Origin of the sequence: Labrys sp. WJW (assembly GCF_001676615.1) — a bacterium.
Taxonomy (GTDB): domain Bacteria; phylum Pseudomonadota; class Alphaproteobacteria; order Rhizobiales; family Labraceae; genus Labrys; species Labrys sedimenti.
This window is the reverse complement of sequence record NZ_LYXZ01000094.1, coordinates 1-19,078: the sequence shown is the minus strand read 5'-3', so window position 1 is coordinate 19,078 and position 19,078 is coordinate 1. Positions and strand designations below refer to the sequence as shown.

Below are 19,078 nucleotides of genomic sequence, written 5' to 3'. Positions count from 1 at the left end.
ACGTTGCCGCCCATTCTGCGCGGATGAGACCGTGACCTGCGCCACCGCCTCGCCGCCGCACTCCACATCGAACGCCCTGGATAATCCAGCCGCCGAAATGAAGGCGAATGCTCAGACGCAACGTATCTCACAAGCCGCCGATGTTCTTCAAGTGTTCTTGTGGAGACATGGGTCACTATCCACAACCATAAGAGAACTCAGCTTCAACTCGCTACTTGGCGTTTCCGCCATGAGTCCCCCCCGCTGTCGCATCTTTGTCGTTCCGGATCGCTGCGGTTTCGGACACGCGGATACCTCGAAGCTCACGATAAGACCCCTTTGGGGGAGTTCCAACGACCCTCGGAATGACCGCAATGGGGTCGGTTGCTGAACGGCGGCTATCTTCGCAGAGGCCCCAAGAGCCAATAGTTCTGGTCTGTGCGAGAATCCGTGGCGCTGTGTCGAACGCAATTTTCCCTTGTCAAGCATCAAGCCTCAAGCGCGCAGACGCCCTGCAAGAGACCCGCGCGATCAGGCCTTTGCCGTTGTCGGCGGTGGCGGCAGCAGTTTGCCGCGGGCCAGGAGATAGAGGCTGCCCAGCGCCAGCAGGCCGATGACGATATTGGCGATGGCGAACAGGAACGGCGCGAGCAATTGCGCCGGGGGGCTGGTGCCTTCCGCGGCCAGGCGGATCACGGCGGTCGGCAGGGCGGCGACGCCGAAGCTGAAGCCCCAATAGCCGGGCGAGAAGGGCTGGGCCATGATCCAGGGCAGCAGGCGCAGCAGGATCAGGCCCTGCAGGATGGCATAGCCGATCAGCGCCATGGCGAAGACATCGCCATGCCCGCCGCTGACATTGAGATAGGCCACCGCGCCCACCGCCGGCGGCGCGAGCTGGATGCCGAGCGTGGGGCGCAGCCTTTCCGGCAGGGCCGGCCCGTGCAGCAGGCGGTTGATCAAGACCGATTCCAGCGCCAGCCAGGAGAATACGCCGCCGCCGAAGGCCAGCTGGCCCCATTCCGGCCAGCCGAGGGCCGATAGCGTCGAGGCCGATACGAAGCTGGCGGCGACGGTCGGCAGATAGAGCACGGCCGTTGCCGTGCCGATGTCCCGCTCGCCGCGCCACAGGCCTCCCGAGCGGTAGACGGCGAAGGCGATGGCGCCGAGGGTGCCGATGAGCGCCAGCACGAGGCCGCCCGTGCGGGAATAGGGCAGCAGGGCCTGGGCGGTCAGCATCGTCGTCACCGGCGCGAGGCCGATGAAGCAACACTGGATCGCATCGGCGAATTCGGCGCGCGCATCGCCCGATGCAAACACCCATTTGCCGGCGAACAGCACGATCAGCAGCGCCCAGACCAATGCGCCGATGGCGAGGATCGCCTCGGATATGCCGGCCGGCAGGAGCCAGAGGCGCTCAGCCCCGCGCCAGAGCAGCCCGAGCGCCAGCAGGCCGAGCGGAATGCCGAAGAAGGCGGCGGGCGGAAAGCGAAAACCGGAAGGCGTCATGGCCTGTGTCCCACGAGGTGGCACTTCAAAGGAGGGGTTCTGATATCAACACCAGAATAGGTGACACGTCATCCCCGGGTGTAGCGAGGGGAACGGGATCCCCGGGCTAAAGTATTTTGCGACTCCGTGGAATCACCAAGAATCGCAAGGACGCGCCGAACCAAAGAGCCGGAGAAAATCGGCGTCTGCGCCCAAACGCGCTCTGCTTTTGCGGGCGCAGATTTTGGCCCTGGATTCCTTCCCGCCGCCTTCGGCGGAGGCCGTGCGGTGGCGGTGACAAGCGAGGCCACTGAAATCCCGTCACACTTGTAACTCTCGCAGGGCCCGCCGGTCGGGATAACGTCTTCGTGTCGCAACGCCGGAAACGGCAAATGTCGGAGGAGCGGAAATGACGATGTCCGCCTCAGCAGGGATGGTCGCTTCGTTGCGAGGGTCCACGACCGACATGGCCGGCTGGCTCGGGCTCGCCGCTGCCCCGACTTTCGCATTGATGGCCGGGATTTCTGCCGCGGGCTCGCCGGCCATGGCGATGTGCTCCACCGTTTCGACCTTCGTGCCGATCAACGACATGGCCCTGATGTACCTGCTGATGAGCCTTTTTCACGGTTCGGCGTGGCTGAAATTCCTTTCCGCCCGCTTGCAGCGCCGCAACCTCCCCACCCCCCAAACCGAAGGAGACTGACGATGCAGAACGCTGTCGTTTCACACGATGAATGGCTGACCGCCCGCCGGAATTTCCTGAAGGCGGAAAAGGAACTCACCCATCTTCGCGACAAGGTCGCCAGGGAGCGGCTCGCCCTCCCATGGGTGCGCATCGACAAGGACTATGTGTTCGACACGCCGGATGGCCCGCGCACGCTGGCCGATCTCTTCGACGGTCGATCGCAGCTTCTGGTGCAACATTTCATGTTCGCGCCGGGATGGAAGGAAGGCTGCCCGAGCTGTTCCTACATGGCCGATCACACCGACGGCATGAACAGGCATCTGGCGCATCACGACGTCACCATGATCGCCGTCTCGCGTGCGCCGCTGGCCGAGATCGAGCGCTACCGCACGCGCATGGGCTGGCAGTTCAAATGGGTCTCGTCTTTCGGCAGCGACTTCAACCATGACTTCCGCGTCAGCTTCACGCCCGAGGAGGTCGCCAGCGGACATATCGACTACAATTTCGGGGAATGGCGGGAAACCGGCGGGGAATGGCCCGGTGTCAGCGCCTTCTACAAGAACGAGGCGGGCGAGGTCTTCCGCACCTACTCCACCTATGGGCGCGGCGTCGAGGTGATGATGGGCACCTACGCCATGCTCGATCTCGCACCAAAAGGCCGCAACGAGGCCGAGGGAATGGACTGGGTGCGCCGCCACGATCGCTACGAGTAACCTCCCCGGAGAGCCGCGGCACGACGACCCGCCAATAGCGAGAAGTCAAGGTGATCGCCGGGCTCCCTCGGGATTCCGGCAATTGCCTTTTTTCGTCGCCGAGAGCTGGAAGTGTCGAAGCCGATACGAAGCTGGCGGTGATGGGTGGCAAACAGGGAGAATTGCGCCGGAAGAGGTCCGCAAAGGCCCTAATGCGGTTCATTTAAGAAGGAAGCGCTCCGAATTGTCATAGCCGGGCTTGACCCGGCTATCCAGAAACCGCCCGCGCAATACGGAGATCCAGGTTGGATTGCCGGGTCAAGCCCGGCAATGACAAAGGTCGAGCAGACCTGAAGACGCTTAAGTGAACTGCATTGTCCGCAAAAACGCCGGTTCACTTCTGCACCGGCGTGCAGTCCATCACCTTCTTGCCATTGGCGGAATTCGTGACCTCCAGGCGCTGCTTTCCGCTTTTCTCGTCCTTGCCGAGATAATATTTCAGCGTGACGGGCGCCTTGCGTTGTCCGCCGACCTGCTGGGCCGGAAAGAACTTCTCGTAGGCCTGCTTGTCCTTCCCGAGCCTGGCGACATTGTCCATCGAGACGAGCGCCAGGTAGGTTTCGAGATCCGAGGCGACGACGAGCTTGTCGCCCTTGTCGCCATAGAGCGCCACCAATTGCTGGGTGACCTTCATCGCCGGAAGATGGGTGCAGGAGAAGGTCATGTATTCATCCGGCCGGTCCTGGGCCAGCGCCGGCCCGGCCGTCAGGGCCGCCAGCGCTGCGGCGAGGATGGATCTCACCGCTGTCATACCGGATCGGCCGGCAGGAAGGCCCAGCTCATCGTGTGCTCGCCCTCGGGCAGGGTCATCACGATCTGCACGCTGCGGCGCGGCCCCTCGGGATTGGCGAGATGTGCGGTCTCGGCCAAAGCGAAGGGCACGTCGGCCAGGAACAGCCATTCCTTGCCGCTCGGCAGGGTGATGACGATCTGGGTGTCGCCATTGGCGGGGCGGGCGGCGACGGCGGGGTGGAGGTGGAAGCGCAGCAGCACCGGCTCCTTGCCCTTCCAGGGCTCGGCCTTGTGGTCGAGGAAGCTGTCGCGGCCCTCGAGCGCGCCGGTGATCTGGCTCAGCGTGAGCTCGCGCTGGTGGATCAGGCCGAAATCATGGCGGTAGCCGTCATGGGAGGCGGTGATGGTGCTGGCCGCCGGCGTGTTCTCGCGCTGCACCGGCACATGCTTGGGGCCGGAGAGGATGGCCCGGCCGCCGAGGCTCGGGGCGGTCGCGCCGGGTTTTCGCGTGCCGCCGGCGAAATGGCTGGAGGAGGCATCGGCCACGATGGCGGTGGAATGGGCGCCGGTGGAACGGGCGAGGTGGCGCCAGTTCTCGCGGCCCGGGGCGGGCGCGCCGCAATTGACCACGATGCGGAAATTGTCGGCCGAGAATTCGAAGGCGAGCGTGCCGGCATGGGCTTCCTGCGAGACGTTCACCGGCGGCGGCTTGCCGGTATCGACCAGCAGCACGGCGCCATTGGCCTCCAGGCGCTGATAGCCGCCATGGGGCGCGTTCTGCACCGGCTTGCCGCGGGCATCGTCATAGGCGAGCAGCGTCGCGATCAGGTGGCTCTGGGTGTAGCCCATGCCGTTGAAGGCGGCGAAGGCGCCGTCGGCATGGCGGAAGAAGCGCAGCATCGGCATCATGCGGTCGATGGCGCCGATCAGCTCGGGCGGGGCGACGGCATTGCGGGCGGCGAAGGATTGGCGCAGCGGCAAGAGGTCGAGCAGCAGCTCGATATTGGCCTGCGGGTTGCGCGAGACATGGATGCCGTCGGCCAGGATCTGGCGGTTGAGCTCGGCCGTGAGCCAGCGCAGGGCCGGGCGGCGCAGGCCCGCCTTGTTGGAGAGGCACAGGCTCACCTGCATCACCGCGATGGCGCAGAGCAGGCGCGGCATGCCGTCGGTGGTGGAGCGGCCGGCATGCAGGAGATAGGAGGTCTGCCAGGCGACCGAGCGCAGGAAGGCACGGTAGAAGCCGCGATCGGCGCCGTCGAGGATCATCGGCGCCATCGAGACCCAGGCGAGCAGGCGTCGCGCCGTCAGCAGCGGGTCGAGGGCCTCGGGCTGGAAGCGCAGGTTCGAGCGCACGAAATCGCCGACCAGGCGGCGCGCCACCTGCTTGCCGGCGGTGCCGTCGGCGGCTCTGAGATGCCTCAGCCAGGTGAAGCCGAGTAGCGTCTCGCGCCAGGCCGGCGAGGGCGGGGCGATGGCGAAGGGGGAGACCTCGTTGAGCACGATGGTCTTGGCGACGAAGGTGAAGCGGCCCAGCACCAGTTCGGCGGCGCGGGTGGGGTCGGCGGCCCTGAGGTCCTGCGGGGCCAGCACCAGCTTTTCAGCATCGCCGCGGCCGAAGCGCCAGCGCATGAAGGGCAGGAGGTAAAGGCGCGTCAGCACGGCGCGGCCGGATTGCGCGGCAGCAGTGAGGGAGAGACGGAGCTTGGGGCCCAGAGTGCCTCGGCTCATTCCTGACGCGGACCTCCAGAGAAGGGAACGAAGGGACGGGCACCCGAAGCGGGCATGCCGACGTCGGCGATAGGCTCCTTGTGGCCATTGCGTGAGCTTCGCGCAAGCCTCGGGCCGGCGATTTCAGCGACATGGCCCCAGTTTTAAACGGGGGAGGGGCGGCGGATACGGATGTTGCGGGTTGTTTCGGCGTTTGGGCGTAGGGCGCGGGAATCCTTCCCCGGTTTCGGGGAAGGTGTCATTTCGCAGAAATGACGGAAGGGGTAGAGTGGCACAGCGTTGACAATCATACCGCAAAGTCGCGCCACCCGCCCCATCCGGCCCGGCTTCGCGGTCCCAGCGCACACAATTTGTGTGCGTGACTTCCCCGAAGCCGGGGAAGGATCCTGGTGCCCTATTCGGTGCCCGTTTCTTACCCCTTCCGCCGCATCCGCGCGGCGAAGAAGCCGTCCATGCCCGCCATTACCGGATCGGGATCGGGCAGGAGGCTCGGGAGAGTACGCAGCATGCCTTCGGGCGTGATCGCGCCCTCGATGCCGCCGATCTCCTTGGGCCGTACCGGCTCCAGGGTGAAATCCGCATTGCCGTCGAGGAAGCGGGCGATCTGCTCCTCGCCCTCTTCCCGCTCCAGCGAGCAGGTGCAGTAGACCAGCAGCCCGCCCGGCTTCACCAGGCCGGCCATGCGGCCGAGCAGGCGGCGCTGCAGGTCGGCCACCGCGCCGATGTCGCGGGCGGATTTGCTCCAGGCGACGTCGGGATGGCGGCGGATGGTGCCGGTGGCGCTGCAGGGGGCATCGAGGATGACGGCATCGAAGGGCTCGGCCTTCCAGGCCAAAATGTCGGCCGTCACCACCTCGGCCTGGAGGCCGAGGCGCTTCAAATTCTCGGTAAGGCGCTGCAGCCGCGCCGCCGAGCGGTCGACGGCGGTAACCGTGGCGCCGGCGGCGGCGACCTGGGCGGTCTTGCCGCCGGGGGCGGCGCAGAGATCGGCCACCCTCAGCCCCGCGACATCGCCGAGCAGGCGGGCAGGCAGGGCGGCGGCGGCATCCTGCACCCACCATGCCCCGGCCTCATAGCCCTCCAGCGCCTTGACGGGGCCGTTATGGGGCGTGCGTATCGAGCCGGTGGGCAGCAGGCGGCCGCCGAGGCGCTCGGCCCAGCCGGCGGCATCCGCCTTCACGGTGAGGTCGAGCGAGGGCTCGACGCGCTGGGCCGCCGCCATGGCCGCGGCGGTCGCCTCGCCATATTGCGCCGACCAGCGCTTGTAGAGCCAGGAGGGCGTATCCGCCTCGGGCGGGATGGCGGCGAGCAGCTCCTCCTTGCCGGCCGAGATCTTGCGCAGCACGGCATTGGCGAGGCCCGAAAAGGCCTGGGCGCGATCGTCCCCGCGCGCGAGGCGCACCGCAAGGTCGACGGCGGCGCGGTCGGGCACGTCGAGGAAGAGGATCTGGGCGGCCGCCGTGATCAGGATGGCTTCCAGCGGGCCGGATTTGCGCGGCATGCCCTTGGCGAGCAGCTTTTCGAGCAGGGTGCCGATGGTGCCGTAACGCCGCATCGAGACGCCGGCGATCATGCGGGCAAGCGCGAGATCGCGGGCTTCGAGCGAGGCGTCGTCGAAGGCGTCTTCGAGCGCCTGGTCCTGGCCGAGGACGCCCGCCACGGCCTTCACCGCGAGGGCACGGGCGGCAAGGCCGGGAACGCCGGGCCCGGAAGACGGGCGGCGAGCGGGAGAGGGAGGCTTGTTCAAGGGGCTTTGATCCGATTTGCCGCCTCAATAGAGGATTTGGCCGCGGCGCGGAACCCCCGCCGGGCCATGGCAGCCCCGCAAAACCCTCCTATTCGGCCGCTCCGGTCGCCGCCTTGCCTCATCCGACAATCCGTATCATCAAGGGCATGCCGGGTGGGCAGGTCGGCGGGCGAGCAGGGAGGCGCTTTTGCGCAATATCGATTTCACCTCCTGGCAGAGCCTGCTGGCAACCGTGATCGGCCTCGCGCTCTTCACGCTGATCGGTGTCGGCATCCGCCTGCTGGCGATGTTCACCATCCAGCAGCGGCGCGAGCGCCTGAACCGGCAGATCAACGAGCGGGTGCGCACGCTGATCGCGGCCTATCGCACGCTCGGCGGCTCCTTTACCGGCGATCTCACCGTGGATCCGATGCATCTGCGCGACCTGCGCCAGGCCGCACCACCCGGCGGGGGAGAGGCTGAGGCAGAGATGCCGCCCCTGGACCTCAGCGCCGGCAAGGTGGCGCGTTCCGATAGGGCACGCCGCATCCGCGACGCGGTCGAAGCGGCGCTGTCGGACATCATCCTGCTCGGCACCGAGGAGCATGTCCGCCTTGCCAGCCGGGCCGCGCGCGAACTGGTCGCCGGCCATCCCGTCCACACGCAGGCGCTCGTGATCTCCCTGCGCGCCTTCATCCGCGAGGCCCTCGACCTCGCCCCGATCCCCGCCGACATCGAACTGCCGGCGCAGGGGCCGGCGCGTCCCTCCGCTTCGGGCAGCGGCGGCAAGGGGGAGCGCGGCAAGGAGGAAGGCCGCCAGGGCGGGAGTGGTGGCGGAGGCGGCATGGGCGGCGGCATGGGCGGCGGCGTGGGAATGGGGCTGGGGTCCCTCGGACATGAGGACGATCCGTCATCGGGCCATGGCGCCTGAAGGGGGGGATCAAAGAAGGGCGCTTGGCCGAAACACGCTTTGCCTGAAGCCTGAAAACCTCTATCCCCTCACCATGCCCATCGAGATCTTCGTCGACGCCGATGCCTGCCCCGTCAAGGACGAGGTGTTCCGCGTGTCCATCAGGCACGGGCTCAAGACCCATGTCGTCGCCAACAGCTTCATGCGCCTGCCGCGCGACCCGCTGATCGACTTCGTGCTGGTGCAGGCCGGTCCCGATGCCGCGGATGATTGGATCGCCGAGCGGGCGACGCCTGAGGCCGTGGTCGTTACCAACGACATTCCGCTCGCCAGCCGTTGCATCGCGGTCGGTGCCCAGGTGATCGGCGCCACCGGCAAGCCCTTCACCGAAGCCTCCATCGGCATGGCGCTCGCCACCCGCAATCTGATGGAGCATCTGCGCTCTACCGGCGAGATGACCGGCGGCCCCAGGCCCTTCTCCGCCAAGGACCGCTCGGCCTTCCTGCAGGCCCTGGACACGGCGATCATGCGGCTGAAGCGCAACGCTCGATAGCTCCTAACCCCGACGGGGAGAGGAATTTGCCTCCTCTCCTGCGCCACCCTGTCGCTTGGCGCTTCGGCGGCGTACGCCTATCTAGGAAGGGGCAGCCAGGAGACTTTCATGTCCGAGCATGACGACGAGGCGAACCGGCTTTCGGCCAGGGCGAGGCGCTATGCCCGGGTTGGCGTCAATGTCGGCGGCGTGGCGGCCCGCATGGCCGGATCGCGGCTGATGGGGGGCGGAGGTTCCTCGAGCTCCAATGCGGCGGCACTGGCCAAGGCGCTCGGTGGGCTGAAGGGGCCACTGATGAAGGTCGGCCAGTTGCTCTCCACCATTCCCGACGCGTTGCCGCCCGATTATGCCGCCGAGCTTTCCAAGCTGCAGAGCCAGGCCCCGCCCATGGGCTGGGCCTTCGTCAAGCGGCGGATGATGGCCGAGCTCGGACCGGACTGGGCGGGACGCTTCGGCAGCTTCGAGCATGAGCCGGCGGCGGCGGCATCCCTAGGCCAGGTGCATCGCGCCACCGCCAAGGACGGCACCGCGCTCGCCTGCAAGCTGCAATATGCCGACATGCAATCGGCCGTGGAGGCCGATCTTTCACAACTACAGGTGCTGTTCGCCCTGCACCGGCGCTTCGATCCGGCCATCGACACCCGCGAGATCTACCAGGAGATCGGCGAGCGGGTGCGCGAGGAGCTCGATTATCGCCGCGAGGCCAAGCACACCGCGCTCTACCGCAACGCCTTCGCCACGCTCGGCATCTCCGACGTGCGGGCGCCGCGGGTGTGGCCCGAGCTTTCCACCGGCCGCCTGCTCACCATGGACTGGCTCACCGGCGAGCGCATCCTCGCCTTCAAGGAAGCCGAGCTGCCGGTGCGCAACCGGCTGGCGGCGGCGATGTTCGCGGCCTGGTGGCAGCCCTATGCCCATATCGGCATCATCCACGGCGATCCGCATCTGGGCAATTACACCGTGTTCAGCGAAGGGGGCGAACCTTCCGGCATCAACCTGCTCGATTATGGCTGCATCCGCATCTTCCCGCCGGCCTTCGTCGGCGGGGTGGTCGAGCTCTATCGCGGCCTGCTGCAGGGCGAGACCGAGCGCGTCGTTCATGCCTACGAGACCTGGGGCTTCAAGAAGCTGAGTAAGGACCTGATCGAGACGCTCAACCTGTGGGCCCGCTTCATCTTCGGGCCGCTGCTGGACGACCGGGTGCGCACCATCGCCGATGGCGTGGCACCCTCCGAATATGGCCGCAGGGAAGCCTATGCCGTGCACCAGGCGCTCAAGCAGAAGGGGCCGGTGACGGTGCCGCGCGAATTCGTGTTCATGGATCGCGCCGCCATCGGGCTCGGCGGCGTGTTTTTGCATCTGCGCGCCGAATTGAACTTCCACCGCCTGTTCGAGGCGGCGATCGAGGATTTCTCGGTTGAGACGGTGGCGGCCCGCCAACAGGCCGCGCTCGCCGAAGTCGGATTGTAGGGCGCATCGACATGCCCGGGGCAAGCCCGGGCATGGCAGAGTTGGAGCCTCTTTTGGCGAAGGCTGTCGAAAATATGGGCGGGCCTCGACTAGGAAGCGGGAGCCTCGGTCCGGTGATGCAGCGGATGCCGCACGGCGGCGTGATGCACCCGGCGCGTCGTCATGGGGGCGGCGGGAGCTTCGGTGCCTGGCGCCGTCTCCACCGCCGGGTCGACACCCTGGCCGGCATTGGCGTTCCACAGCGGCATGGCCGCCGGTGCGACGGGTGACTTGGCTTCGTCATAGCCGAAACCGCGTTGGATCGAATAGAAGTCGGTGATGCCATCGGCCTGGGCGCAGGAAGCCGCTGCTGCCAGTCCACATGCGGCCAAGACGGAAGTGATCAAAACTCTCATCGTGTTTACCCTTTGGAATATTGCGGTGCTCTCATGTCATCGCAATGTCAGAAGTAGAGCATAGCGTTGCCGTAAGTATGGCGTAATCACAGTGTTCGCGGAGTTGTGACGTTTGTTTCTGCCGTGTTTCTGAAATAATTATCAATGATTGTCGGTGTTTTGCTGGCGCAACTTTTCATTGAAGAGTGAATACTATTTGTGGTTGCGTCGATATGAAATGTTCAACGTATTGGCGATTGTGGCACGCGCAAAGCCGATACCTGCCGTCGGGCCGGTGGTTGCCATCCCCGACCCATCCGCCTATGACAGTCCTCCCGCCTTCAATGCCCCGAATGCCGCCATGACCCCGATGCAACCGGCCGCCGACCTCGCCGACCTCCGCAAAGAAATCGACCGCATCGATGCCGCCATGCATGGGCTCTTGATGGAGCGAGGCGAGATCATCGACCAGCTCATCGCCATCAAGCGCTCGCAGGCCTCCGGCTCGGCCTTCCGGCCCGGGCGGGAAGCCTCGATGATGCGCGAGATCGTCGGACGCCATCACGGCATCCTGCCGGTCGACATCGTCGAATCGATCTGGCGGGTGATCATCGCCACCTTCACCCATGTGCAGGCGCCCTATACGGTGCATGGCGACATTTCGCTGGGCAATGCGGCGATGCGCGACGTCGCCCGCTTTCATTTCGGTTTCGTGGTGCCCTATGAGACGCATGACGATGCCGGCGACGTCATCCACGCGCTGAGCCATTCGCGCGGCGATCTCGGCCTGGTGCCGGTGGCTGCTCCCGGGGCCTGGTGGCGAGCCCTCGAAGGCGAGACGGCGCCCAAGATCATCGCCAGGCTTCCCTTCGTCGAGCGGGCCGATCACCCGGCTGCGCTGCCGACCTATGTGCTGTCCAAGCCGATCGACGAGCCGCCGTCCTCCAGCGAGGTCAGGCTGGTCTCGGCCGTGCTGCCGACCGCCCTGTCCAAGTTGCCTCAAGGCTGGACCATTCCCGCCCATGCCGGCGCGGCGCTGCTGGTTGCCCTGCATCCAGGACAGACCATCGTCGCGCTCGCCGAGGTCCTGCCGTCGGGCACCAGCTTCGAGACTGTCGGCTCCCATGCGCCGGCTTTCGTCCTGCCTCTCAAGTAACCTTCGGAATCCCTAGACATGAACGGTCCCGTTCCCCGGAAAGGCATCCTCGACATCGATGCCTATGTGCCCGGCAAGTCGGCGGCGCCCGCCGGCGTCAAACTTTGGAAATTATCGTCCAACGAGACACCGCTTGGTCCGAGCGCCCAGGCCAAGGCAGCCTATGCCGCTGCCAGCGAGAAGCTCGAGTTCTATCCCGACGGCGCCTCTTCCGCCCTTCGGGCGGCCATCGCGGGGCGCTATGGCCTCGACCCCGCGCGACTGATCTGCGGCGCCGGTTCGGACGAACTTCTCTCGCTGCTGGCCTATACCTATCTCGGGCCGGGAGACGAGGCCGTTTACAGCGAGCACGGCTTCCTGGTCTACAAGATCGCCACGCTCGCGGCCGGCGCAACGCCGGTGGTGGCGCCCGAGAAGAACTTCACGGCCGATGTCGACGCCCTGCTGGCGCGGGTGACGGCCCAGACGAAGATCGTCTTCCTGGCCAATCCCAACAATCCCACCGGCACCTATCTGCCCTTCGACGAGGTCAAGCGTCTGCATGCCGGCCTGCGCTCCGACATTCTCCTGGTGCTCGATGCCGCCTATGCCGAATATGTGCGGGCGAACGACTATGAATCCGGCCTCGAACTGGTGGCGACCAGCCCCAATGTGGTGATGGCCCGCACTTTCTCGAAGATCTACGGCCTCGCCAATCTGCGCCTGGGCTGGATGGTGGGTCCGTCGGCGGTGATCGATGCCGTCAACCGCATCCGCGGTCCCTTCAACGTCTCCGGCCCCGCGATGGCCGCAGGCATCGCCGCCATCCAGGACGATACCCATGTGGCCGATGCCATCGTCCATAACGACAAGTGGCTCGCCTTCCTCACCAAGGAGCTTACCGGCCTCGGCCTCGGCGTGACGCCCTCGGTCGGCAACTTTCTACTGGTGCATTTCTCGAAGGAAGCCGGCAAGGGCGCTAGGGATGCCGACGCCTTCCTGACCGAGCGCGGTCTGATCCTGCGGCGCGTCGACGCCTATGGCTTACCGGATGCCCTGCGCCTGACCATCGGCCCCGAGGAAGCCAACCGCCTGGTGGTGGAAGCGTTGCGCGAGTTTCTGAGCAAGTAACGCGGAGTTCTCTTTATTCTCCAACCCCTTTTCCGCATTGGAAAAGGGGGAGCCAATCCGGAGCTTTCATGTCTGATCTTTCCGCCTTCCCGATCACCAAGCGCTGGCCAGCCCAGCATCCCGACCGGATCCAGCTCTACTCGCTGCCCACGCCCAACGGCGTGAAGGTGTCGATCATGCTGGAAGAGACTGGCCTTGCCTATGAGCCGCATCTCATCGACATCGGCAAGAACGAGACCTGGGGCCCCGAATTCCTGTCGCTCAATCCGAATGGCAAGATCCCGGCGATCATCGATCCCGATGGCCCAGGCGGCAAGCCCCTCGGTCTGTTCGAATCTGGCGCCATCCTGCTCTATCTCGCTGAGAAGACCGGCAAGTTCCTGCCTGCCGATGCCGCCGCCCGCTACGAGACCATCCAATGGGTGTTCTTCCAGATGGCGGCGATCGGACCGATGTTCGGCCAGGTCGGCTTCTTCCACAAATTCGCCGGCCGAGAGATCGAGGACAAGCGTCCGCTCGAGCGCTACCGGGGGGAATCCAAGCGCCTGCTCGGTGTGCTCGAAACCCGCCTGGAGGGCCGCGACTGGCTGATGGGTGCCGACTACACCATCGCCGACATCGCCACGCTGGGTTGGGTGCGCAATCTCGTCGGTTTCTATGGCGCGGGCGAGCTCGTCGATTATGCCAGCCTGAAGCGCGTGCCGGCCTGGCTCGAGCGCGGCCTTGCCCGCCCGGCCGTGCAGCGCGGGCTGGAGATCCCGAAGAGGGGTTGACGCTCCTGAGACGGCAGCCTCCTCCGGCTCTTCGAGCGGCAATGATACAGAAAGAGCGACGCGGCTGTTTCCAGCCGCGTCGCTTTTTCATTTTAGATAGCCGGGTCCGGTAGGCCATGGGGGGTGTGATCCCAGCGAGGATTTGCCTTCCCCCGCCTCATCGTGCACAGAAGGCGAAAATTTCCAGGGTTCCCATGTCTGACGCTCCCTTCCTCTTCGACCGGCTCTGCGTGATCGGAATCGGCCTGATCGGCTCCTCCATCCTGCGGGCGGCGTGCAGCTATGGGCTTGCCCATACGTTGGTGGCGGCGGACCTTTCGCAGAAGGTGATCGGTCGCGTCGAGGAACTCGGCATCGCCGATGTCGCGACCACGGATTTCGCCGTCGCCGTCGCGGACGCCGATTGCGTCATCCTCTGCGTGCCCTCGGGCGCCTTCGGCGTGGTGACCGAGATCATCGCTCCGCATCTCAAGCAAGGCGCCATCATCTCCGATTCCGGTTCGGTCAAGGGGGCCGTGGTGGCGCAGATGTCGCCCTTCCTGCCGGCGGGCGTGCATTTCATTCCCGCCCATCCCGTGGCCGGCACCGAGCATTCCGGGCCCGATGCCGGCTTTGCCGAATTGTTCGACAACCGCTGGTGCATCTTCACGCCGGCCGAGGACATCGATGCCGAGGCGCTGGCGCGCTATCGTGCCTTCTGGGAGAGGTTGGGTTCCAAGGTGGAGCGCATGACGCCCGAGCACCACGACCTCGTGCTCGCCGTCACCAGTCATGTCCCGCATCTCATCGCCTACAACATCGTCGGCACCGCCGATGATCTGGAGGCGGTGACGCAGTCGGAGGTGATCAAGTTCTCCGCCGGCGGCTTCCGTGATTTCACGCGCATCGCCGCCTCCGATCCCACCATGTGGCGCGACGTCTTCCTCAACAACAAGAAGGCGGTGCTGGAAGTGCTCGGCCGCTTTTCTGAGGATCTGGCCTATCTGCAGCGGGCGATCCGCTGGGGGGAAGGCGACAAATTGTTCGAGCTGTTCACCCGCACCCGGGCGGTGCGCCGCTCGATCATCGACCAGGGGCAGGAGACAGCCGCTCCCGATTTCGGTCGTCCGCACGGCAAGCAGTGAAGCCCGTCGCTGACTAAGCCTGTCGTATGGCCGCCATCAGCCTCGTCAGGGCCGCCAAATCCTGTCGTTTGCAGGCTAGCGGCTGGCCCCGTTGCGACCTTAATTAGCAGTGACTTCTCTCCAAGGCGGAACGGAAAGACCATGACCGAAACGGTTATTACTTCGGAAAAGCAAAAGGTCGTGCTGGGCTTCGACAAACGCTTCGTCATGATCGGCGAACGCATCAACCCGACGGGCCGCAAGCTGCTCGCCGCGGAGATGGCGGCCGGCGACTATTCGCGTGTCGTCTCCGACGCGATCGCGCAGGTCGAGGCCGGCGCCCAGATGCTGGACGTGAATGCCGGCATCCCCCTCGCCGACGAGCCGAAGATCCTGGCCGAATGCGTCAAGCTGGTACAGGACACCGTGCCGGTGCCGCTCTCGATCGACTCGTCGATCGTCGAGGCGCTGGAAGCCGGCCTTTCCGTCTACAAGGGCAAGCCGCTGGTCAATTCCGTCACCGGCGAGGAAGAGCGCCTCGAACGCGTATTGCCGCTGGTGAAGAAATACAATGCAGCCGTCGTCGCCATTTCGAACGACGAGACCGGTATCTCCGAAGATCCCGACGTGCGCTATGAGGTCGCCAAGAAGATCGTCGAGCGTGCCGCCGATTATGGCATCCCGCGCGAGGATATCGTGGTCGACCCGCTGGTGATGCCGGTGGGCGCCATCAACGATGCCGGCCGCAAGCTGATGCACCTCCTGCGCCGCCTGCAGACCGAGCTGAAGGTCAACACCACCTGCGGGGCCTCCAACTTCTCCTTTGGCCTGCCGAACCGCCGCGGCCTCAATGCCTCCTTCCTGCCGATGATGATCGGTGCCGGCATGACCTCGGCGATCATGAACCCGCTGCATCTGGAGGACATCCAGGCCATTCTCGGCGCTGACGTCGTGATGGGCCATGACCCCAACTGCATGAGCTGGATCAAGAAGTTCCGGGAGCCGCAGCCGGAAGCCGCGGAAGGCGCTGGTGCAGGCCGTCGCGAGCGCCGTCGCGCGCGCGGTTAAAGACCATGCCCTCTCCCGCAAGGGGAGAGGGTGCCCCGATAGGGGCGGATGAGGGGTGGACGCGCCTATCGGTTAGTTGCCAAGAGACGAAAAGCAAGACTAGAAGGTCGCGAAGCTCCCCTCATCCGACCTCGCTTCGCTCGGCCGCCTTCTCCCGCAGGGCAGAAGGATGATCGGCCGTCGCGGCAGACATTCAAGGCCCCGCCGATGACCAATCCGCTCGTCTTTTTTGCACCCTCCGGCAAGCGTGGCCGGTTTCCCGAGGGCACGTCCGTTCTTGAGGCGGCGCGCAAGCTCGGTGTCGACCTCGATTCGGTCTGCGGCGGGCGCGGCATTTGCGGGCGCTGCCAGGTCGAGGTCGGTGACGGCAAATTCCCGAAGCTCGGCATCGTCTCGGCACCCGACCACGTCACCGAATGGAACGCGGTAGAGGAGCGCTACGTCTCCAAGCGCGGGCCACTCGTCGAGGGCCGTCGGCTCGGCTGCCAGGCCAAATTGTGCAGCGACGTCGTCATCGACGTGCCGCCCGACAGCCAGGTCCATCGCCAGGTCGTGCGCAAGAGCGCGGCGATCCGCGACATCGCCATCGAGCCGGTGGTGGCGCTGCACTATGTCGAGGTGCGCGAGCCCGACATGCACGAGCCTTCCTCAGATTTCCGCCGCCTGCAGGAGGCGCTGGAACAGCAATGGGGGCTCAAGGACATCACGGCACCCCTGGAATCGCTGCGCCTTCTGCAATGGTCTCTGCGCCAGGGCCAGTGGTCGGTGACGGTGGCCATCCGGCACAAGCGCGAGATCGTCGGCATCTGGCCTGGCCTGCACGAGCAGGGGGTGGGCCTGGCCGTCGACATCGGCTCCACCACCATCGCCGCGCATCTGTGCGATCTTGCCAGCGGCGAGGTACTGGCCTCCTCCGGCGTCATGAACCCGCAGATCCGCTTCGGCGAGGACGTGATGAGCCGCGTCTCCTATGTGATGATGAATCCGGGCGGCGATGTCGAGCTGACCACGGCGGTGCGCGAGGCCATCGCGGAGCTGGCCGTGTCCGTCACCAAGGAGGTCGGCCTCAACTCCAACGACATCCTTGAGATGACTGTGGTCGCCAATCCGATCATGCATCATCTCTTCCTCGGCCTCGACCCGACCGAACTCGGCGGCGCGCCCTTTGCGCTCACCATCGACGGCGCGTACCAGACGCGGGCGGCCCATCTCAACCTGCCGCTCTCCAGCGGCGCCTATGTCTATGTGCTGCCCTGCATTGCCGGCCACGTTGGCGCGGACACTGCTGGCGTAGTGCTCTCGGAAGGGCCCTATCTGAGGCCGGAAGTATCGTTGGTGGTCGATGTCGGCACCAATGCCGAGATCGTGCTGGGCAATCGCGAGCGCCTGCTTGCCTGCTCCTCGCCCACGGGCCCGGCCTTCGAGGGCGGCCAGATCTCCTCGGGCCAGCGGGCCGCGCCCGGCGCCATCGAGCGCGTGCGCATCGATCCCGTCACGCTGGAACCGCGCTACAAGGTGATCGGCTCGGATCTGTGGTCGGACGAGCCGGGCTTCGACAAGGCGGTGGTTCGCACCGGCGTTACCGGTATCTGCGGCTCGGGCATTATCGAGACGATCGCCGAGATGCTGCTGGCGGGCCTGATCACGCCGGACGGTGTCGTCGACGGCGCCATGGCGGCCCGCTCGCCGCGTGTCGAGGAAGATGGGCGCACCTTCAAATATCTCATCCGTGAGGGCGAGCCACGCATCGCCATCACCCAGAATGACGTGCGTGCGATCCAGCTCGGCAAGGCCGCGCTCTATGCTGGCGTACGCCTCCTGATGGACCGTTACGGCATCACCGCGGTCGACCGTATCACCCTGGCCGGTGCCTTCGGCAGCCACATTGATGTCAAGCACGCCATGATCCTCGGTCTGGTGCCCGATTGCGAGCTCGACAAGGTTGGCTCGGCCGGCAACGCCGCAGGCACCGGCGCCCGCATCGCTTTGCTCAACGCCTCGGCTCGCACGGAGATCGAGGATGTGGTGCGGCGCATCGAGAAGGTGGAGACCGCGATCGAGCCCTCCTTCCAGGCCCATTTCGTCGGTGCGATGGCGATCCCCCACAAAACCGATCCCTTCCCCCATCTGGAGGCGGCGCTGGGCGTCACCTTCAAGCGCGGCGGCAGTGGTGAAGGCGAGGGCGGCGGTGGCCGGGAGAGGCGACGCCGACGGGGCTGACCGGCAGGGAACCCGGACATTGCGACATGCCGTGATATCGCGATGTCCGCTCCTCTCTTGGAAACATCATCCCTTCCACGATAGGAAGGGATGATGTCAGGACTCCAAGGATTGCCCATGCCCGCTTCCTTCACCGGCTTCGGCGAGAAGGCGCTGCCCTTCTTCAAGGCCCTCGAATTCCACATGAACCGCGACTGGTTCCAGGAGAATCGCGGCCTTTATGACAGCGATGTACTGGCACCCTTTTCGGCCCTGATCGAGGCCGTCAATGCCGCCTGCATCGCCAAGGGGTTGCCGATGCGCGGCACGCCAAGGAGCGCGCTCTTTCGTATCCATCGCGATGTGCGCTTCGCCAAGGACAAGCGCCCCTACAAAACCCATGCCGGCGCGGTGATGACGCGCTCGGGCGCCAAGAACGATCCAGGCCTCACCTATATCCACATCTCGCCTGAGGGATGTTTTGCCGCCGTCGGCTTCTATGACCTCGAGCCCAAGCAGCTTGCGGCCTTCCGCCAGGCGATTATCACCGCTCCCGAGCGTTTCCGTGTCATGACAGCCAAGCTTGTAACCGCGGGGCTTGCCTTCGATCCGCAATGGAGCCTCAAGCGTCTGCCGCGCGAAGCTGCCGGCATCGAAGCTGCCGACCTCGTAGCCGCCCTGAAGTTGAAATCGATCGTGGTGAAGAGGCCTCTGCCGGACGCGCTGATCCGCACCCCCGAGCTCGTCGATGCCTGCACGGGCTTGGTCGAAGACGCTCTGCCGCTGCTCGATTTCGGCTGGTCGGCCCTGGCGGTACTGGAGCCGGAACGCGGCTGAAAGGCTGACGAGAGATGAGGGCGCGGGCGGCCTGCCTTCGCCCTGGACGCCCTGATCGGGCTCTCCTCGAGCACAAACAAGACCGAATGACACGGAAAGGGCTTGACCTTTTCCATGTGAACGGGTTTTCGTGGCGCCCAGGCTGTCCCGGTAGCTCAGCAGGATAGAGCAACGGTTTCCTAAACCGTAGGTCAGGGGTTCGAATCCCTTCCGGGACGCCAGATTTCTCTAGCAAAATCAACGCCGTCTTCTTTGTGGCCTGTACGCTCGACGCGAGAGCGCCGCATATGGCAACGGTTAGCTACGGCACAAAAGATGGCACAGCCGATTCCAGGCTTGTCCTAGAGCAAAGCGCGTTTAGACGGAAACGCTGTTTTGCTCTCGCTCTTTGGTTCGACGCGTCTTTGCGATTCGAGATGATTCCGTCTAATCGCAAAA

Annotated in this window: 17 protein-coding genes and 1 tRNA gene; 13 read left to right on the top strand and 5 right to left on the bottom strand. The window is 65.5% G+C overall.

Going from position 1 to position 19,078, the window contains the following annotated elements:
• Window positions 1-510 precede the first annotated feature (510 nt).
• Window positions 511-1,485: a dicarboxylate transporter/tellurite-resistance protein TehA gene (tehA, locus tag BA190_RS34455; protein ID WP_068299622.1), complete on the bottom strand. Its 975-nt coding sequence runs from the start codon at window positions 1,483-1,485 to the stop codon at window positions 511-513.
• Window positions 1,486-1,873: 388 nt separating this feature from the next.
• On the opposite strand from tehA, the gene BA190_RS34450 reads away from it, so the two are divergent.
• Together BA190_RS34450 and BA190_RS34445 are read left to right on the top strand one after the other, a co-directional pair.
• Window positions 1,874-2,167, top strand: a complete 294-nt coding sequence (locus BA190_RS34450; protein WP_068299618.1) for a hypothetical protein — start codon at window positions 1,874-1,876, stop codon at window positions 2,165-2,167.
• A gap of 2 nt (window positions 2,168-2,169) precedes the next feature.
• On the top strand, window positions 2,170-2,862 hold the full coding sequence (locus BA190_RS34445) for a thioredoxin family protein (RefSeq protein WP_068299615.1): 693 nt from the start codon (window positions 2,170-2,172) through the stop codon (window positions 2,860-2,862).
• A gap of 373 nt (window positions 2,863-3,235) precedes the next feature.
• Here BA190_RS34445 and BA190_RS34440 read toward each other — a convergent pair whose 3' ends face one another.
• The 3 genes from BA190_RS34440 to BA190_RS34430 all read right to left on the bottom strand — a co-directional run bounded on the left by BA190_RS34440 (window position 3,236) and on the right by BA190_RS34430 (window position 7,108).
• Complete coding sequence (locus tag BA190_RS34440; protein WP_068299612.1) at window positions 3,236-3,652, bottom strand: hypothetical protein; 417 nt, start codon at window positions 3,650-3,652, stop codon at window positions 3,236-3,238.
• Window positions 3,649-5,361: a heparinase II/III family protein gene (locus BA190_RS34435; RefSeq protein WP_068299609.1), complete on the bottom strand. Its 1,713-nt coding sequence runs from the start codon at window positions 5,359-5,361 to the stop codon at window positions 3,649-3,651. Before BA190_RS34435 ends, BA190_RS34440 begins: the two co-directional genes overlap by 4 nt.
• Window positions 5,362-5,773: 412 nt before the next feature.
• Window positions 5,774-7,108 (bottom strand): RsmB/NOP family class I SAM-dependent RNA methyltransferase, encoded by a 1,335-nt coding sequence (locus tag BA190_RS34430; RefSeq protein ID WP_068299607.1) that lies wholly within the window; start codon window positions 7,106-7,108, stop codon window positions 5,774-5,776.
• 187 nt (window positions 7,109-7,295) lie between these two features.
• Between BA190_RS34430 and BA190_RS34425 the strand changes: the two genes are divergently transcribed.
• The 3 genes from BA190_RS34425 to BA190_RS34415 all read left to right on the top strand — a co-directional run bounded on the left by BA190_RS34425 (window position 7,296) and on the right by BA190_RS34415 (window position 10,020).
• The gene (locus BA190_RS34425; protein ID WP_068299604.1) at window positions 7,296-8,018 is read left to right on the top strand and encodes a hypothetical protein; all 723 of its coding nucleotides are present in this window, start codon (window positions 7,296-7,298) and stop codon (window positions 8,016-8,018) included.
• Window positions 8,019-8,091: 73 nt separating this feature from the next.
• Window positions 8,092-8,550, top strand: a complete 459-nt coding sequence (locus tag BA190_RS34420; protein ID WP_068299600.1) for a YaiI/YqxD family protein — start codon at window positions 8,092-8,094, stop codon at window positions 8,548-8,550.
• Between the two features lie 108 nt (window positions 8,551-8,658).
• On the top strand, window positions 8,659-10,020 hold the full coding sequence (locus BA190_RS34415; protein WP_068299596.1) for an AarF/ABC1/UbiB kinase family protein: 1,362 nt from the start codon (window positions 8,659-8,661) through the stop codon (window positions 10,018-10,020).
• An 89-nt stretch (window positions 10,021-10,109) separates the two neighbouring features.
• On the opposite strand, the gene BA190_RS34410 is transcribed toward BA190_RS34415, so the two are convergent.
• Window positions 10,110-10,415, bottom strand: coding sequence for a hypothetical protein (locus BA190_RS34410; RefSeq protein ID WP_156771839.1), 306 nt, complete (start codon window positions 10,413-10,415; stop codon window positions 10,110-10,112).
• A gap of 340 nt (window positions 10,416-10,755) precedes the next feature.
• Here BA190_RS34410 and BA190_RS34405 point away from each other — a divergent pair, with 340 nt between their 5' ends.
• The 8 genes from BA190_RS34405 (at window position 10,756) to BA190_RS34370 (ending at window position 18,861) form a co-directional block, all read left to right on the top strand.
• Window positions 10,756-11,550 carry a chorismate mutase gene (locus BA190_RS34405; protein WP_068299625.1) on the top strand — a complete coding sequence of 265 codons (795 nt, stop codon included), beginning with the start codon at window positions 10,756-10,758 and terminating at the stop codon, window positions 11,548-11,550.
• An 18-nt stretch (window positions 11,551-11,568) separates the two neighbouring features.
• Window positions 11,569-12,660, top strand: a complete 1,092-nt coding sequence (locus BA190_RS34400; protein ID WP_068299588.1) for a histidinol-phosphate transaminase — start codon at window positions 11,569-11,571, stop codon at window positions 12,658-12,660.
• A 68-nt stretch (window positions 12,661-12,728) separates the two neighbouring features.
• Complete coding sequence (locus BA190_RS34395) at window positions 12,729-13,433, top strand: glutathione S-transferase N-terminal domain-containing protein (RefSeq protein ID WP_068299585.1); 705 nt, start codon at window positions 12,729-12,731, stop codon at window positions 13,431-13,433.
• 194 nt (window positions 13,434-13,627) lie between these two features.
• The gene (locus BA190_RS34390; RefSeq protein ID WP_068299582.1) at window positions 13,628-14,557 is read left to right on the top strand and encodes a prephenate/arogenate dehydrogenase family protein; all 930 of its coding nucleotides are present in this window, start codon (window positions 13,628-13,630) and stop codon (window positions 14,555-14,557) included.
• Window positions 14,558-14,698: 141 nt separating this feature from the next.
• Window positions 14,699-15,604: a methyltetrahydrofolate cobalamin methyltransferase gene (locus BA190_RS34385; RefSeq protein WP_068299579.1), complete on the top strand. Its 906-nt coding sequence runs from the start codon at window positions 14,699-14,701 to the stop codon at window positions 15,602-15,604.
• A gap of 207 nt (window positions 15,605-15,811) precedes the next feature.
• Window positions 15,812-17,824: an ASKHA domain-containing protein gene (locus BA190_RS34380; protein WP_068299576.1), complete on the top strand. Its 2,013-nt coding sequence runs from the start codon at window positions 15,812-15,814 to the stop codon at window positions 17,822-17,824.
• Window positions 17,825-17,941: 117 nt separating this feature from the next.
• Window positions 17,942-18,640, top strand: coding sequence for a DUF2461 domain-containing protein (locus tag BA190_RS34375; protein ID WP_068299573.1), 699 nt, complete (start codon window positions 17,942-17,944; stop codon window positions 18,638-18,640).
• A 144-nt stretch (window positions 18,641-18,784) separates the two neighbouring features.
• Window positions 18,785-18,861, top strand: a tRNA-Arg gene (locus BA190_RS34370).
• The last annotated feature ends 217 nt before the right edge of the window (window positions 18,862-19,078 follow it).